The organism is Sphingomonas sp. LH128 (assembly GCF_000293195.2).
Lineage (GTDB): Bacteria > Pseudomonadota > Alphaproteobacteria > Sphingomonadales > Sphingomonadaceae > Novosphingobium > Novosphingobium resinovorum_A.
In genome coordinates this window covers 14,783-30,548 of the sequence record NZ_ALVC01000330.1, presented here as the reverse complement: position 1 = coordinate 30,548, position 15,766 = coordinate 14,783, and the positions used below count along the sequence as shown (strand labels likewise).

The following is a 15,766-nucleotide window of genomic DNA, read 5'->3' as shown; positions in this document are numbered from 1 at the left end:
ATCCGCTTCACCGACGAGGACGGCACCGTCGTCGAGCAGTCGGTGTTCGGCGGCAAGGCCAAGCTGCAGTGGAAGGTCGACTGGGCGATGCGCTGGTTTGCGCTGGGTGTCGACTACGAGATGTGCGGCAAGGACCTGACCGACTCGGTCACCCAGTCGGGCAAGATCGTGCAGGTTCTCGGCGGTCGCAAGCCCGAGGGGCTGATCTACGAACTGTTCCTCGACGAGAACGGCGAGAAGATCTCGAAGTCCAAGGGCAACGGCCTGACCATCGACCAGTGGCTGACGTATGGGACCGAGGAGTCACTGGGCTTCTACCTGTTTCGCGAGCCCAAGAGCGCCAAGCAGCTCCACGCCGGCGTGATCCCCAAGGCGGTCGACGAATACTGGCAGTTCCGTGGCAACCTCGCCGGGCAGGCGCTCGACAAGCAGTTGGGCAATCCGACCTGGCACCTGCTGCGCGCCAATGGCGGGGGGGGAGGGGGGGGGGGCCCGCCGCCGCAGGCGGTGGTGGAGGGGTTTGGAAGGCCCCCTCCGTCAATCGCTGACGCGACTGCCACCTCCCCATCGCTGCGCGACAGGGAGGATTGCAGAATAAAAAAGGCGGCGCTCCCATCGGAACGCCGCCTTTTCAATTCAACGCCTTGCGAGACTTACTTGCCGCGCAGCTTGCGGTGCTTGGTCAGGTCCAGCACTTCGCTCGGGCCGTTGTCGTCCTGCAGCAGGCCGAGGCGGCGGGCGACTTCCTGGTAGGCCTCTTCCTCGCCGCCGAGGTCGCGGCGGAAGCGGTCCTTGTCGAGCTTCTCGCCGGTGGTCATGTCCCACAGGCGGCAGCCGTCGGGGCTGATCTCGTCGGCGAGGATCACGCGGCTGAAGTCGCCGTCCCAGATGCGCCCGAATTCGAGCTTGAAGTCGACGAGGCGGATGTTGATCGCCGCGAACATGCCCGCCATGAAGTCGTTCACGCGGATCGCCATGGCGGCGATGTCCTGCATCTCGTCATGGTTGGCCCAGCCGAAGCAGGCGATATGTTCCTCGGCGATCAGCGGGTCGCCCAGCGCGTCGTCCTTGTAGTAGTACTCGATCAGCGTGTGCGGCAGCATCTCGCCCTCGGGGATGCCGAGGCGCTTGGAGATGGAACCGGCGGCCACGTTGCGCACCACGACCTCGATCGGGATGATCTCGACCTGGCGGACCAGCTGCTCGCGCATGTTGAGGCGGCGGATGAAGTGGTTGGGCACGCCGATGTGGTTGAGGCGCGTGAACACATACTCGCTGATGCGGTTGTTGATGACGCCCTTGCCCTGGATGGTGCCCTTCTTCTGGGCATTGAACGCGGTCGCATCGTCCTTGAAGTACTGGATCAGCGTGCCGGGCTCGGGGCCTTCGTAAAGGATCTTGGCCTTGCCTTCGTAGATCTGGCGGCGACGGGACATGCGCTTGGGTCCTTGCAAAACGTGCGAAAGAGCAAGCCCCGGCGCTTCGGGAAGGCCGGGGCATTCGAGCGGGCATATAATGGAAGCCGGTGTAAAAGCAAACTGCCCGCGCGGCAGGGGCCTCCGGGGCGAAGATGAGCGAGGAATTGTGCGGATGGGCGTGACAATCGAGGTGCTGACGGGGGCGCAGATGCTGGCGGCCGTGGGCGATCTTGCGCGACTGCGGATCGCGGTCTTCGCCGAATGGCCCTACCTCTACGACGGCGCGGAGGCTTACGAGGAAAGCTACCTGCGCGAATTTGCCGAGGCGACCGATGCCGTGCTGGTGGCGGCGCGCGATGGAGCCCGGGTCGTGGGTATGGCGACGGCCTCTCCCATGGCGGCGCAGAAGGCGGAGTTTCGCGGGCCTTTCGAGTCGCGCGGGCTGGACGTGGCGGGGCTGTTCTACTTCGGCGAATCCGTGCTGCTGCCGGAATATCGCGGGCAGGGGATCGGCCATGCCTTCTTCGACTATCGCGAGGCGCAGGCGCGGCGGTGCGGTGCGAAGGCGACGACGTTCGCGGCGGTTGTGCGGCCTCTCGATCATCCGGACCGGCCGGAGGGCTATGTGCCGCTCGACGGGTTCTGGCGCAGGCGGGGCTATGCGCCGGTGGAGGGGCTGGTCACCGAACTGGCGTGGAAGGATCACCGGGATGCGGGGGATTGTCCGAAGCCGATGCAGTATTGGATGCGTGAGCAGGGGTAGTGGCTTGCCGTCAGGCCCACCCCGTCCGGCTAGGTCCTTCGGACCAAGCCTCCCGGCCCTCCCGCAAGCGGGAGGGCTGAAACGGTTTTCCCCGCCCGCTTGCGGGAGGGGCAGCGAGACTTAGGCCGCAGGCCTTAGTCGCAGCGGGGTGGGCCTATCGCGCCTTCAACTCCGCCACCAGCGTCCGTGCCGCCGCGCTGACCTGCTCCCACGTCGACTCGAACCCTTCCGGCCCGCCGTAGTACGGATCGGCCACGTCCTGCCCCTCAAGCCCCGGCACGAAATCGAGCAGCAGCGACAGGCGCGCCTTGCCATCGGAGGGCGCGATGCGGCGCAAGTCGGCGAGGTTGGAGGCGTCGAGCGCGACGATGCGGTCGAAACGGCGGAAGTCCTGCGCCTTTACCTGCCGCGCGCGGTAGGAGTGGATGTCGATGCCGTGGCGCGCGGCCTCGGCGCAGGAGCGCAGGTCCGGTCCCTTGCCGACGTGCCACGATCCCGTGCCTGCCGAATCGGCGATCACCTCCAGCCCGGCACGCTCGGCCTCATGACGCAGCGCGGCTTCGGCGAGGGGGGAGCGGCAGATGTTGCCGAGGCAGACGAACAGGACGGACGGTACGTTTGACATGGTTCGGCGATAGCGCCCTGCCGTGCCTGCGTCACTCCGCGAGTTTCTGGGGGATAGGCGCCTTCGCGCTTTCGGCCAGCTGCAGCAGCATCGCCCGCACGTCGGCGACGACGAAGGGCTTGTTGAGCATCGGCCGGTCGGCATGTCCGCGCGGCAGATGCTCGCGGTCGTAGCCGCTGACGAAGGCGAAGGGCGTGTCACGCGCGGCGAGGGCGTCGGCGACGGGGTCGATCTTCTCGCCGTTGAGATTGCCGTCGAGCAGCGCGAGGTCCGGCCCCGCCTCGCGGATCATGGCGAGGGCCTGTTCGCACGAGGTCGCCGGACCGATGGCGACGCAGCCGCCATCCTCGATCTCCATGATCAGTTCCATCGCGACCAGCGGCTCGTCCTCGACCACGAGTATGCGCATCGGCGGCATTGACGCAGGCGCATCGGCCACCGGCGGAGGGGCGACCGGCTGCGGTTCGGGTTCGACCACACGGGCTCCGGGCACCAGGGGCAGCACCATCGACCAGCGCACGCCTTCGGGCGCGAACTCGGAGACGATGCGCGCGCCGTCGGAAACCATGCTGTGCTCGATCAGGGTCGAGCCGAAGCCGCGCCGCTCAGGGGGAGAGACTGGCGGGCCGCCGTGTTCGCTCCATTCCATCGCCAGCACGTGGCTGGTGACGGTCCAGGCGAGGCGCACCGTGCCGACCGCATTGGAGAACGCCCCGTACTTGTGCGCATTGGTGGCGAGTTCGTGGAACACCAGCGAGAAGCGCAGCGCCAGTTCGGGCGGCAGGTCGGCGTCGGGGCCGTCGAGCAGCAGGCGATCCTCGCTGAGCGCACCGATGGCAACGTGGTCGGCGATCAGGCGGCGCAGGCTCGCGCTCTCCCAGGTAGTCGCGCTAAGCATCGAGTGCGCGCGCGCCAGTGCCTGCAGGCGGCCGGTGAAAGCATCCTGGAATTCCCGGTGCGAGCGGGCATGGCGGAACCCCTGCGAGGCGATCGCCTGTACTGTCGCCAGCGTGTTCTTTACCCGGTGGTTGAGTTCGCCGATAAGCAGGCGCTGGGTGTCCTCGGCGCGGCGGCGTTCGGTGATGTCGAGCATCTCGATCATCACGCTGCCGGGGCGCAGGCCCGTCCCCGCGAGCGAGGAACAGTACCATTCACCTTCACGCAAGGACCCGTCGGCCCGGCGGTAGCGGTGCTCCTGCATGGCGCGTCGGTCGCCGCCTTCGAGCAGTTCGCCCATGCCCTTCAGGAACGCCTCGCGCCCGCCGTTCGGCGGCAGGAACGGCGCTTCCGACAGGGGCACGCCGAGCATGTCGGCGGCGGTATAGCCCATCGTGCGTTCGGCGCCCTTGTACCAGCCGACGATGCGCAGGCTGGAGTCGATTTCCAGCACCGCCATCGGCGAATTGTCGCCATGCGCGCGCAGACGGCCCAGCGCGGCGCCGAGTTCATCGCGCTGGAATGCAATCTCGCGGCGCTGGCGGGCCAGCTCGACGAAGACCGTCACCTTCGAATTGAGCACGGTGATGTCGATAGGCTTGAGCAAGTAATCGACCGCGCCGGTCTCGAAGCCGCGGAACTTGCGCCGCTCGTCCGTGGCGACGGCGGTGAGGAAGATGATCGGCACGCCGCGCGTCCGCTCGGTCCCGCGCATGAGTTCGGCCAGTTCGAAGCCGTCCATCTCGGGCATCTGTACGTCGAGCAGGGCCAGCGCGAAGTCCTGCCTGAGCAGCAGTTCCAGCGCCTCGAACCCGGAGGATGCGGTGACGAGTTCGACGCCGGGTTGGTCGAGCGCGGCTTCCAGCGCGATCAGGTTCTCGCGGACGTCGTCCACCGCAAGGATGCGCAAGGGTTCATTCGGCAAAGGCGGCCTCCTGCACATCGTGCGTGGTGCGCCGCCAGATTTTCTCGGCCGGGGCGAAGTCTGAAAAGCACTCGGTCTCCGCCGAGAACGCGACGGTCTCCTTGGAGCCGAGGCCGAGGAAGCCGCCGGGCGGCAGCGACTGGGCGAAGAGGCCGAGCGCGCGGTCCTGCAGGGCGCGGTCGAAATAGATCAGCACGTTGCGGCTCGACACCAGCTGGACCTCGGAGAACACCGCATCGCTGGCGAGGTTGTGGTCGGCGAAGACCGCGCGGCGGCGCAGCGCCGGATCGAAGCGGGCGACGTTGCTGTTGGCGGTGTAGTAGTCCGAAAGCGAACCCTTGCCGCCCGCCTCGCGGTAATTGCGCGAGAAGCCGGCAATGCGCTCGATATCGAAGATGCCTGCCTCGGCCTTGGCCAGCGCGGGGCGGCTGATGTCGGTGCAGTAGAACATCGTGCGATCCTCCAGCCCCGCCTCGCGGAACAGGATGGCGAGGGAGTAGAACTCCTCGCCGTTGGCGCAGCCCGCGATCCACACCTTGATCGTCGGCCATGTGGCGAGGTGGGGGATCACCGTCTCGCGGATCATTCGGAAATATTCGGGGTCGCGGAACATGTCGCTGACCTGGATGGTCAGGAAGCCGATCAGCACCGGCAGGCTGGCGGAATCGTGGAGGATCACGTCGAGCAGGCCGGAGAGGTGCGCCACGCCGAAATGGGCCTGCGCGCGTTCGAGGCGGCGTAGCAGCGAGGCGCGCGAATAATCGCGGAAATCGTACTGGTAGCGCCGCCAGATGGCCTCGACGATGAGGTCCAGTTCGATGTCGTTCAGGCTGTCGCCGGAGCGGATGACCATCATCTCTCTCGCCCGATCATCGCGGCATCCACACGCGCACGAGGCTGAGCAGCTTGTCGATGTCGAGCGGCTTGGAGAGGTAGTCGTTGGCGCCTGCGTCGATACATTCGCGGTGGTCGCGCTCCATGGCTTTGGCGGTGAGCGCGATGATCGGCAGGCGCGACCACTGCGGGTCCTTGCGGATCTCTTTCATGCAGGTCAGCCCGTCCATCTCGGGCATCATCACGTCCATCAGCACGAGATCGACCGGCGCCCCGTCGCTGTCGGCGCTGCGGGCGAGTTCGTTCAGCGCCTCGATCCCGTTGCGGGCGATGCGTACCCCGACGCCGTGCGGCTCCAGCACCGAAGTGAGGGCGTAGACGTTGCGAATGTCGTCCTCGACCACGAGGATCTGGCGGCCCTCCAGCGCCTGATCGCGGCCCAGCGAGCGGGCGAGCAGCTGCTGCTTTTCCTGCGGCAGCTCGGATACGACCTGGTGGAGGAACAGCGTGACCTCGTCGAGCAGGCGTTCGGGGCTCTTGGCGCCCTTGACGATGATCGACTTGGAATAGCGCCGCAGCCGCATCTCCTCTTCGGGCGAGAGGTCGCGGCCGGTGTAGACGATCACCGGCGGGAAGCCGACGCTCTCGTCGTGCGAAAGGCGTTCGAGCAGGTCCAGCCCCGACATGTCGGGCAGGTTGAGGTCGAGCACCATGCAGTCGAACGTCTCGGTGCCGAGACTGCCCAGGCATTCGGCGGCGGAGTGGACCTCTACCGTCTCGACATCGCGCGAGGCGAGCAGGTGGTGGATCGCCTCGGCCTGCTGGGCGTCGTCCTCGACCACCAGCACGCGGCGCAGGCGCTGCGACATGCGCGCCTCCAGCCCTTCGAGCATGTCGACCAGGGTGTCGCGGCTGACCGGCTTGAACAGGTAGCCGACCGCGCCGCTGGCGAGCGCCGCATGGTCGTCATGGTCGGCCGAGACGATATGGACCGGGATATGTCGGGTGCGGGCGTCGCGCTTGATGCGGTCGAGCACCGAGAGGCCGGTATGGTCGGGCAGGTGCATGTCGAGGATCACCGCCTGCGGCAGATACTGACGCGCGAGCAGGGCGCCTTCGTCGGCGGTCCCCGCGATCAGGCACGAGAAGCCGACTTCGTGCGCGAGATCGGCGAGGATACCCGCGAAAGCCGGATCGTCCTCGACGATGAGGATCACGCGCGAATCGCCGCTGAGGGTTTCACGGTCGTCGGCGATAGCGGCGAGGCGGCGCGGGGCCGTCGGCGCGGGCGTCGGCGACGTGGCAAGCGGTGTGGGCGAGGGGCGGCGGACCTGTTCGGGCGCGGCTTCGGCGTCGAAGTGCTCGGGCAAGGTGATGGTGAAGGCGCTGCCCTTGCCGGGCTCGCTCTCCAGCGAGATCGTGCCGCCGAGCAGCTGCGACAATTCGCGCGAGATCGAGAGGCCAAGGCCGGTGCCGCCGTACTTGCGGGCGATGCCGCCGTCGGCTTGACGGAACGCCTCGAAGATCGCGCCCTGCTTGTCGGCGGGGATGCCGGTGCCGGTGTCGCGCACGGTGAAGGCGACGTTGCCGGCGGCGCGGCCGACCTCGACGGCGACGTGGCCGCGCTCGGTGAACTTGATCGCGTTCGACAGGAAGTTCTTGAGCACTTGCTCCAGCCGCAGCGGGTCGGTCTCGATTTCGCCCGCCACGTCGGCGATGCGCAGTTCCAGGCCGCGCTTGGCGGCGGCAGGGGCGAACGTATCGCGCAGCTTGGCGAGGATCGCGGCGACCGGGACCGTGCGCGGTTCCAGCTCCAGCTTGCCTGCCTCGATCTTGGAAATGTCGAGCACGTCGTTGATCAGCGCGAGCAGGTCGTTGCCGGACGTCTCGATCGTCTCGGCAAAGCGGACCTGCTCGGACGAGAGGTTGCCGCCGCGATTGTCGGCCAGCAGGCGCGCCATGATCAGCAGCGAGTTGAGCGGGGTGCGCAGCTCATGGCTCATGTTGGCGAGGAATTCGCTCTTGTAGCGGCTCGCCTGTTCCAGATCCTCGGTCTGTCCGCGCAGCATCGTCTGGGCGCGGGTCAGCTCGTCGCGCTGGGCTTCGAGCGAGGTCGCCTGTTCCTCCAGCTGGGCGTTGGAGCGTTCCAGCTCGGCCTGCTGGGCTTCTAGTTCGGTCTGGGAATTCTGCAGGGCCTTGGCCTGCGCTTCCAGTTCGTCGTTGGTGGCGCGCAGTTCCTCGCTCTGGTTGGCGAGTTCCTCGGCCTGCTGCTGGGTTTCGGAGAGCAGGTGCTCCAGCCGCGCGCGGTACTTGGCGGAGCGCAGCGATAGGCCGACCGCGCCGGAAATCGTGTCGAGGAAGCGGGGCGCGTCTTCGGGGCGGGCCTCGGGCGTGTCGAGGAAGCCGAGTTCGATGACGGCATTGACCTTGCCGTCGATCGCGGCAGCGCCGAGTACCAGACGGTCCAGCGGCGACTGCCCGAGCGCGGTCCCGAACGAGAGATAGCCGGCTGGGGCCTTCGCGATCGTACGGGTGCGCCCGTCGCGGATCACTTCGGCAAGCAGGCCGTCGTCGGGCGCGAGCTGGTCGGGAACCCCGGCACCTTTGGGTACGCCGTAACTGGCGACGCGGCGAAAGGCGCCTTCGTCATTGACGTAGACTATCCCCGCCGCCGCGCCGAAACGGTCGACAAGGAAGCTGATCACGCGGTGCGAGAGGTCGTCGAGGGAGAGATTTCCGGTCGTCTCCCGCGCCAGCTTGGCTTCGCCTTCACGCAGGGCCTGCAGGGCCCGCGCGGAATTGCGGTAGCTGATGAACGCGGCGCCGATGCCGGCCAGCGTCAGGTTGGTGATCGTGCCGAGGGTCCGGTTGATCAGCGCGATTTCCTTGGCCACGCCTTCGGGCGCGAGCTGGTAGCCGATCACGATCAGCACGGTCGTCGCGGCGGCCACGGCAAGGGGCGCCAGCCGATGCGGCGCGAGATAAGCCAGCACCGTAGGCAGCAAATAGATGACCCAGATCGAGGTGCCCAGCGGGAAACGGGTGTCGGCGATGAAGGTCAGGCCGATGACGATGGGTAGCAGGATGTAGAGAAACTTGGTGGAATCCAGTCCGCGGGCGGTTGCCATTCACTCGTCTCGCGGGGGTAAAAAACCGCTGCAGCCGGACCGCTCCCCCATCACGCACGGTCCCCGGATCAGGTCGGATAACGTTAACGGCGTTCCCCGGTTCCCGACGGACCGAAATATTTTCGCCGCGGACTGCGGCCGGACGCAAAGCCGCCCGCTCGCCAAAACTTCCTTAAGACATTGCTGGTATCGGCAAAGGATTATCGGGGCAATTCCAAGAGCGAGCCTGGTTTACGATGCGTCAAGCATGTCTCTATCCCGCCAAGGCCGTTCGCGAAGTGCTGAACGGTGTCCTGCGCGATTCCGGCGGCAACATCCTTCCGATCGCAGCGATCGGCATGCTCGTGGCGGCGGTCGTGGTGGGCTCGGCGGTTGATCTGAGCCGCGATTACCTCGTGCGTGAACAAATCCAGTCTGCCTGCGACGCGGCGGTGCTGGCGGGGCGGCGCACGGTGACGACGGCTGGTTTCGACACCGCCTCGAAGGCGGCCGCGACGGCGTATTTCAACACCAACTTCAACGACGCGCAGCAGGGCACGCGCTCCACGGTGTTCACCGTGACTTCCACCGACGACGGCCAGACCGTCACCGCGACCGCGACGACCGTGCTCGACACGTTGCTGATGCGCATCTTCGGCAAGGACAGCTTCGACATCCGGGTAAACTGCGGAAGCTCGATGGGCGTCGGCAATGCGGACGTGATGATGGTGCTCGATACCACCGGTTCGATGGACTACACGCTTTCGGGCTCGCAGACGCGCATCCAGGCATTGCGCGCGGCGATGAAGAATTTCTACACGACGATCTACAACGCCACCGCGAACAGCAATGCGCGCGTGCGCTACGGCTTCGTGCCGTTCAGTTCGACGGTGAACGTCGGCAGGCTGCTCACGGCGGTCAACAGCAGCTATATCGTCGACAGCTATCCCTATCAGTCGCGCGCCTACGAGCCCGACGATTCGGGCGGCAGCGATTACAGCGGCACATGGACTGCCGTTATTCCGACGACGAGCTACAGTTCGCAGAACGACTGCAATAATGCCAAGCCCGCAGATACGGCGTTCAGCGAGCAGGGGTCTGGGCAGGCACGATCGCAAGTGAAGAAGGAATACTCGTGTATTCGTTCCGATAGAAACTCGCCATACTACGTCTATTGGCGCTGGCTGACCCGTCCCTACACGATGCGCTACCATCAGGTTACGTACGACACGAGCAGCTTCAAGAAGTTCAACTCGGTCGCCACGCCTACCGGAACCAACGGCGCGAACGTGTCCTCGACCTGGGGCGGTTGCATCCAGGAACGCGACACCGTGGCGCAGGCCACCTTCAGCTACTCGACCAGCACGGGCATCTCGCCCAAGGCCGCGCTCGATCTCGACCTCGACACGGCGCCGACGTCGGACGACAAGACCAAGTGGCGTCCGCTCTGGCCGGAGGTGTCCTACCGCCGCTGGTCGGACAGCGGCTACTACACCACCGCGACCACCAACAACGGCGGTGATGCGGGAACGTATTGCCCGGCGCAGGCAAAGCTGCTGGCGACGATGACGCAGAGCGCGTTCAATTCCTACGCGGACTCGCTCGTGGCGATCGGCGGCACGTACCTCGACGTCGGGATGATCTGGGGCGGGCGCCTGATGTCGCAGCAGGGCATGTGGTCGACCCTCAACAGCGACGAACCGTCCAACGGCGGCAAGGTTTCGCGCCACGTCATCTTCATGACCGACGGCCAGATGGAGCCCAACCAGTACATTGCCCAGGCCTGGGGCATCGAGTACTGGGACCGCCGCGTCACCACCGACGGTACGACCAACGACACCGCCCGCCACACCCAGCGCTTCCTTGCGACGTGCGAGGCGATCAAGGCCAAGGGTATCCGCGTCTGGGTCGTGGCGTTCACGTCCAGCCTGAGCAGCGATCTGACGACCTGCGCATCCGACGACAGTTCGTACACCGCGAACAGCTCGTCCGAACTGAACACCGCGTTCCAGGAGATCGCCAAGCAGGTCGGTGAACTGAGGGTCGTGCAATGACGGCGCCGCTGCTCCGTCGCCTCCGGGCGGGCGAGCGCGGCTCGGCGGTGATCGAGTTCGCCGTCGCCGCGCCGGTGCTCCTGCTGCTGCTCATCGGCATCTACGACATGGCGCACCGCGCCTATCTCACCGCGATCCTGCACGGCGCGGTGGAAGAGGCCTCGCGTCAGGACGGACTGGAGATCGCCGACAACACCAAGGCCGACGCCTACGTCACCGCGATGGTCCAGCGCGTAGCGCCGGGCGCGACGGTCGCCTTCAAGCGCTCCAGCTACTACGACTTCGCCGACATAAAACGCGCCGAGGCCTGGAACGACAAGAACACCAACGGCAAGTGCGACAACGGCGAAACCTACACCGACGAGAACCGCAACGGCAGATGGGACGCGGATGTGGGGAACAGCGACAACGGTGGCGGCAACGACGTCGTGCTCTACACCGCGACGGTGACCTATACGCCCGTGTTCATCGTGCCGTTCATGCCCAATTCGACGAGCCAGCGCACGCTGACCGCGAGCACGGTGCGCAAGAACCAGCCTTACGAGCTACAGGCCAAGTATGGCTCGGATGCGGGGAGCTGCCCATGATCGCGCGCCTTGCTGCGGGTCTTGCCGGGCGACTGCGCCGCGATCAGCGCGGTGTCTCTTTCATGGAGTTCGCGCTGATCCTGCCGATCATCGTCACAATGGGTTTCTATGGAACCGAATTGGCATGGATGGCGATGATCAACATGCAGATCGCCCAGATCGCCAGCTCGGTGGCCGATAACGCCTCGCGCCTCGGCCAGACCGACAACAGCGCGGTGACCCCCACCGTCAAGGAAGCGGACGTCGCTTCGGTGATGTCGGGCGCGCTGGTGCAGGGGTCGTACTTCAACTTCGCCGCCAACGGGCGGATCATCCTCTCCAGCCTCGAATACGACACTGCGACCAAGCGCCAGTACATCCACTGGCAGCGCTGCCAGGGCAGCCTCAAGGTGAAGTCGCAATACGGCGTCGCCAAGGCCGGCCTGACCGGCACCACGCTGGCGGGCATGGGCAATCCGACGATCACGGCGGTGTCGGGTTCGGCGGTGATGTATGTGGAGGTGAACTACACCTACCAGCCGCTGTTCGGCACCTGGTTCGTCGGCCAGCCCAACTTCCGCCGCGAGGCCGCCTACATCATCCGCGACGATCGCAGCCTTGGCGCCAGCTCGGGCGACGGCATCTCCGACGCGACGACGACCACGAAGGCCAGCTGCAGTTGAGTTCGGCCCCGTCAAATCGTCGTCCCGGACTTGATCCGGGACCGGTAGCCGCGCCGGGACCCACTTGCGCGCAGGGTGCCCGGTCGATGAACCGCGCCTAAAGACAGCCACCGGTCCCGGATCAAGTCCGGGACGACGGGGCCTTCGTGCGGATCGTCAGCGCGGCTCCAGCCGGATCGCGGTGCCGCCGCCGGGGGCCAGCCACACGTCCATGGTATCACCCTTCTTCACCGTGCGCGTGTCGTAGGCGATGTTGTGGCGCGCTTCGGTTTCATACGTCGCGCCTTCGCCGTCCTTCCAGACGCTGGCCTTGTAGCTCTTGCCCGCATCGAGGAAGTCGAACTTCAGCGTCACCGTGCGCGCCGTCGCATCGTTCACGCCGCCGACGAACCACCTCGGCGAAGCGCGGTCCTTGCGTGCGAAGATCGCATAGTCGCCTACTTCGCCCGCGATCAGGTGGCTCTCGGCCCAGTCGGTCGGCACGCTCTCGATGAAGTTCATCTCGTGCGGGTACTTGTCGAGCTGCTCGATGAAGTCCGCCGCCATCTGGATCGGCGAGTAGATCGCGAGATACAGCCCTAGCTGCTTCGCCAGCGTCGAGGCGAGGGGACCGTTCGCGCCTTCGAGGCTCAGCACGCCCGGCGTGAAGTCCATCGGGCCGGACAGCATGCGCGTATAGACCAGCGTAGGCTCATGGTCTGGGCCGTTCGCGAACCGCCCCCACGCATTGTACTCCATGCCCCGCGCGCCTTCGCGCGAGACCCAGTTGGGGTACGTGCGGCGCAGGCCCGTGTCCTTGACGGGTTCGTGCGCGTCGATGGCGATGTGGTGCTTCGCCGCGTCCTCGACGACGGCGAGGTGGTGCTCGACCTGCCGCTGGCCGTCGTGCCACTCCATGCGGATCGAGCCGACCGGGCCGCCGGGATAGTCGGTGTTGGCGATGATCCCGCCGTGGTCGGCGACGTAGCCGGTCTTCACCGTATCGACGCCCAGCTTCTGGTAGAGCGCGAAACCGGCATCCATGTTCGCTTCGTAATTGGCGATGTTGCCGCCGGTCTCGTGGTGGCCGATCAGCTTCACGCCCTTCTTCGCGGCGTACTTCGTCACCGCATCGATGTCGAAATCGGGCGTCGCCTCGGTGAAGCTGAATTCGTCACCGTGGCCGAACCAGTCGCCGTTCCAGCCCTTGTTCCAGCCCTCGACCAGCACGCCCCGGAACTTGTGCTTCGCGGCATAGTCGATGTACTGCATCGTGCGTGCGGTGGTGGCGCCGTGCTTCGGCCCTTCCGCCCAGGTCCAGTCATTGCGGATCATGCCCCACCAGATGCCGATGTAACGGCCGGGCTTCACCCAGCTGACGTCGCCCAGCTTGTTGGGCTCGTTGAGGTTCAGCTCCAGATCGTTGTCGACCAGAGCTTCGGCGTCATCCGCGATGCGCACCGTGCGCCACGGCGTCGCGAAGGGCAGATCGCGCACCACGCGCGGGCCCCGCGAGGAGGGCGAAAGGGTCGTGCGGAACGTCTGCCCGGTCGCACGCTTGAACCAGTAGCCCGCGTAATCGACCAGCGCCGCTTCGTGGAACGACAGGTGGGTGCCGTCCTCCAGCTTCATGGTGATCGGCGTGTGCGCGGTGGAGACGGCGTCGATCGGGGTCTTCTGGTAGACCTGCTCATAGCGGTTCCACTCGCCGCCGGGGATCCACCATGCGGTGCCCTTGGGGACGATGTCGAACTCGGTCGTCTCGTCGGCGATCTTCATCGTCTTGAGGCCGGGCTGTTCGGGGATCTCGTAGCGGAAGCCCACGCCGTTGTCGAAGAGGCGGAAGGTGACGTTCATCAGCCGCGTCCCGTAGGTCTTGCCCTGCTTGAAGCGGACGGTGACCTGATTGTACGTGTCCTTGACGAAGCGGCGTTCGCCCCAAGGCTGTTCCCAGGTATCGTCGCCCTTGGCGGTATCGCTGCTCTCGATGGCGAAGCCGCGCGTCATGTTGAGGCCGTCGGTGAGGATGAAGCCCAGCTTGCTCGGCGCGATCAGCAGCTTGCCCTTGCGGGTGAGCGACCACATCGGGCGGCTGTCGTTGTCGGTGGTGACCGTCAGGACGATCGAGCCGTCGGGGGATTGCGCGGTGACGGCGGGCTTCTCCTGCGCCATGGCAGGGGCGGCGATGACGATGCCGGCACTAGCCAGCAGGGCGAGCGGCTTCATGCCGTTTCTCCTTCGATGATCCACAAGGCGCCCCAAGCGGGGAGCGTACCGGGTTCGGCGTTATTCACGGCGGCCAGAACGCGGCCGCCGATCGGAATTGCTGCGGGCCATGTTGCAGGCGCATCGCTCATGTTGACGATCACCAGCACGCTGCGGCCTTCAAGTTCGCGGCGCAGCACGAGGCGCGTTTCGTCGGCGAGCAGCACTTCGCCGGAGCCCCGGCGCAGCGCCGGATCGGCGGCGCGAAGCTGCAGCAGATGCCGGGTCAGGTTGAGCAGCGAAGCCGGGTCCGCCTCCTGCCGGTCGACCGCGCGCGACAGGTTCTGTTCGCTCAGCGGCAGCCACGGTGCGGAGGAGGTGAACCCGCCATGCTCGCTCTGCGCCATCCACGGCAGCGGCGTGCGCACGCCGTCGCGCGAGAGGGTGAGCGGCCAGTTGGCGATCGCTTCGGGATCCTGCAGCATTTCGAACGGGATTTCGTCCTGCAGCAGGCCGAGTTCCTCGCCCTGGAACAGGATCGGATTGCCCCGGATCGAGAGCAGCGTCAGCATCTTCATCCGCGCGAAGGCGTCGATCTGGTCGGGCGCGCACCAGCGGGAGAGGGCGCGCGGGGCGTCGTGGTTCTCGAAGGCCCAGCTCGGCCATCCGGCATCGGGTTCGTCGGGCCAGAACTGCAGCACTTCGGCGATGTGCGCGGGACGCAGCGCGTCGGCATAGAGCAGATCGAAACCGTAGGCGCTGTCCAGACGGGCAGGGCCTTGCGTGAAGGTGCGCTTCTCTTCCATCGCCCGCGATCCGCCGACTTCGGCCAGCGAATAGGTATCGGGATAGGAGGCGATCAACGCCTGCAGCCGCTCGATGAACTTCAGGATGTCCGGGTGCGACTGGTTGTAGACCTGCAACTGGAAATCGTAGGGCCGCGTGCGCACTTTTCCATCATCGGGCGCGGGCGGATTGTTGCGCAGCATCGGGTCGTGCATCGAGTGGTTGAGCGCATCGATGCGGAAGCCCGCGACGCCCCGGTCCAGCCAGAACTTCGCCACCGCCAGCAGCGCGTCCTGTACCTCGGGGTTATGGCAATTGAGCTGCGGCTGTTCGGCCAGGAAATTATGCATGTAATACTGCCCGCGCCGCGCATCCCAGCGCCACGCCGGGCCGCCGAACACCGACTGCCAGTTGTTGGGCGGCGAACCGTCCACCTTGGGATCGGCCCAGACGTACCAGTCCGACCGCGCATTGCCGCGGCTGGACCGGCTCTCGGCAAACCACGGGTGCTGGTCCGAGGTGTGGGCATAGACCTGATCGACGATGACCTTCAGGCCAAGCGCCTTCGCCTTCGCGATCAGCGCGTCGAAATCCTCCAGCGTGCCGAACATCGGGTCGACCGCGCAGTAGTCGGAAATGTCGTAGCCGAAGTCCGCCATCGGCGACTGGTAAAACGGCGAGATCCAGATCGCCTCGACGCCGAGCCTCGCCACGTGGTCGAGACGGGCGGTGATGCCGGGCAGATCGCCGATCCCGTCGCCGTTGGAATCGGCGAAGCTGCGCGGATAGATCTGGTAGATCGCCGCGCCGCGCCACCATGGCGTCTTGGAGGAGGTTTCTGGGTTCGTCATGGCGCTCTCTGGTAGGTCTTGGCGTCGTTATGTC

General features: G+C 66.2%; 11 protein-coding genes and 1 pseudogene. 5 read left to right on the top strand and 7 right to left on the bottom strand.

What is annotated here, in order from left to right:
* Nucleotides 1-753, top strand: a pseudogene (locus tag LH128_RS34750) (hypothetical protein); the annotation flags it as partial.
* On the opposite strand, the gene purC reads toward LH128_RS34750, so the two are convergent.
* Nucleotides 654-1,436 (bottom strand): phosphoribosylaminoimidazolesuccinocarboxamide synthase, encoded by a 783-nt coding sequence (gene purC / locus LH128_RS23475; protein WP_008832179.1) that lies wholly within the window; start codon nucleotides 1,434-1,436, stop codon nucleotides 654-656. The pseudogene LH128_RS34750 and the gene purC sit on opposite strands and share 100 nt — an antisense overlap.
* A 154-nt stretch (nucleotides 1,437-1,590) precedes the next feature.
* On the opposite strand from purC, the gene LH128_RS23470 reads away from it, so the two are divergent.
* Nucleotides 1,591-2,181 carry a GNAT family N-acetyltransferase gene (locus tag LH128_RS23470; protein WP_008832178.1) on the top strand — a complete coding sequence of 197 codons (591 nt, stop codon included), beginning with the start codon at nucleotides 1,591-1,593 and terminating at the stop codon, nucleotides 2,179-2,181.
* 154 nt (nucleotides 2,182-2,335) lie between these two features.
* Here LH128_RS23470 and LH128_RS23465 read toward each other — a convergent pair whose 3' ends face one another.
* From LH128_RS23465 to LH128_RS23450, 4 genes are read right to left on the bottom strand one after another with little or no spacing between them, the layout of a single operon-like run.
* Complete coding sequence (locus LH128_RS23465; RefSeq protein WP_008832177.1) at nucleotides 2,336-2,806, bottom strand: low molecular weight protein-tyrosine-phosphatase; 471 nt, start codon at nucleotides 2,804-2,806, stop codon at nucleotides 2,336-2,338.
* Nucleotides 2,807-2,837: 31 nt separating this feature from the next.
* Nucleotides 2,838-4,667: a response regulator gene (locus LH128_RS23460; RefSeq protein ID WP_008832176.1), complete on the bottom strand. Its 1,830-nt coding sequence runs from the start codon at nucleotides 4,665-4,667 to the stop codon at nucleotides 2,838-2,840.
* On the bottom strand, nucleotides 4,657-5,523 hold the full coding sequence (locus LH128_RS23455; protein ID WP_008832175.1) for a CheR family methyltransferase: 867 nt from the start codon (nucleotides 5,521-5,523) through the stop codon (nucleotides 4,657-4,659). The genes LH128_RS23460 and LH128_RS23455 overlap by 11 nt, the downstream gene beginning before the upstream one ends.
* 13 nt (nucleotides 5,524-5,536) lie before the next feature.
* Nucleotides 5,537-8,629, bottom strand: a complete 3,093-nt coding sequence (locus tag LH128_RS23450; protein ID WP_008832174.1) for a response regulator — start codon at nucleotides 8,627-8,629, stop codon at nucleotides 5,537-5,539.
* 236 nt (nucleotides 8,630-8,865) lie between these two features.
* Between LH128_RS23450 and LH128_RS23445 the strand changes: the two genes are divergently transcribed.
* The 3 genes from LH128_RS23445 to LH128_RS23435 are packed head-to-tail and all read left to right on the top strand — an operon-like array spanning nucleotide 8,866 to nucleotide 11,911.
* Nucleotides 8,866-10,662, top strand: coding sequence for a pilus assembly protein TadG-related protein (locus LH128_RS23445; protein WP_008832173.1), 1,797 nt, complete (start codon nucleotides 8,866-8,868; stop codon nucleotides 10,660-10,662).
* The gene (locus tag LH128_RS23440) at nucleotides 10,659-11,249 is read left to right on the top strand and encodes a TadE/TadG family type IV pilus assembly protein (protein ID WP_008832172.1); all 591 of its coding nucleotides are present in this window, start codon (nucleotides 10,659-10,661) and stop codon (nucleotides 11,247-11,249) included. Before LH128_RS23445 ends, LH128_RS23440 begins: the two co-directional genes overlap by 4 nt.
* Nucleotides 11,246-11,911, top strand: a complete 666-nt coding sequence (locus tag LH128_RS23435; protein WP_008832171.1) for a TadE/TadG family type IV pilus assembly protein — start codon at nucleotides 11,246-11,248, stop codon at nucleotides 11,909-11,911. The genes LH128_RS23440 and LH128_RS23435 overlap by 4 nt, the downstream gene beginning before the upstream one ends.
* 156 nt (nucleotides 11,912-12,067) lie before the next feature.
* Here the strand turns inward: LH128_RS23435 and LH128_RS23430 are convergent, their stop codons facing one another.
* Nucleotides 12,068-14,116: a glycoside hydrolase family 97 protein gene (locus tag LH128_RS23430; protein ID WP_008832170.1), complete on the bottom strand. Its 2,049-nt coding sequence runs from the start codon at nucleotides 14,114-14,116 to the stop codon at nucleotides 12,068-12,070.
* Nucleotides 14,113-15,732 carry an alpha-amylase family glycosyl hydrolase gene (locus LH128_RS23425; RefSeq protein WP_008832169.1) on the bottom strand — a complete coding sequence of 540 codons (1,620 nt, stop codon included), beginning with the start codon at nucleotides 15,730-15,732 and terminating at the stop codon, nucleotides 14,113-14,115. Before LH128_RS23425 ends, LH128_RS23430 begins: the two co-directional genes overlap by 4 nt.
* Nucleotides 15,733-15,766 lie beyond the last annotated feature (34 nt).

Bases quoted from the DNA above. Each gene is read 5' to 3' on its own strand.
- purC (WP_008832179.1), bottom strand. From the start codon at position 1,436: ATGTCCCGTCGCCGCCAGATCTACGAAGGCAAGGCCAAGATCCTTTAC.
- LH128_RS23465 (WP_008832177.1), bottom strand. From the start codon at position 2,806: ATGTCAAACGTACCGTCCGTCCTGTTCGTCTGCCTCGGCAACATCTGC.
- LH128_RS23435 (WP_008832171.1), top strand. From the start codon at position 11,246: ATGATCGCGCGCCTTGCTGCGGGTCTTGCCGGGCGACTGCGCCGCGAT.
- LH128_RS23455 (WP_008832175.1), bottom strand. From the start codon at position 5,523: ATGATGGTCATCCGCTCCGGCGACAGCCTGAACGACATCGAACTGGAC.
- LH128_RS23470 (WP_008832178.1), top strand. From the start codon at position 1,591: ATGGGCGTGACAATCGAGGTGCTGACGGGGGCGCAGATGCTGGCGGCC.
- LH128_RS23440 (WP_008832172.1), top strand. From the start codon at position 10,659: ATGACGGCGCCGCTGCTCCGTCGCCTCCGGGCGGGCGAGCGCGGCTCG.
- LH128_RS23430 (WP_008832170.1), bottom strand. From the start codon at position 14,116: ATGAAGCCGCTCGCCCTGCTGGCTAGTGCCGGCATCGTCATCGCCGCC.
- LH128_RS23445 (WP_008832173.1), top strand. From the start codon at position 8,866: ATGCGTCAAGCATGTCTCTATCCCGCCAAGGCCGTTCGCGAAGTGCTG.
- LH128_RS23425 (WP_008832169.1), bottom strand. From the start codon at position 15,732: ATGACGAACCCAGAAACCTCCTCCAAGACGCCATGGTGGCGCGGCGCG.
- LH128_RS23450 (WP_008832174.1), bottom strand. From the start codon at position 8,629: ATGGCAACCGCCCGCGGACTGGATTCCACCAAGTTTCTCTACATCCTG.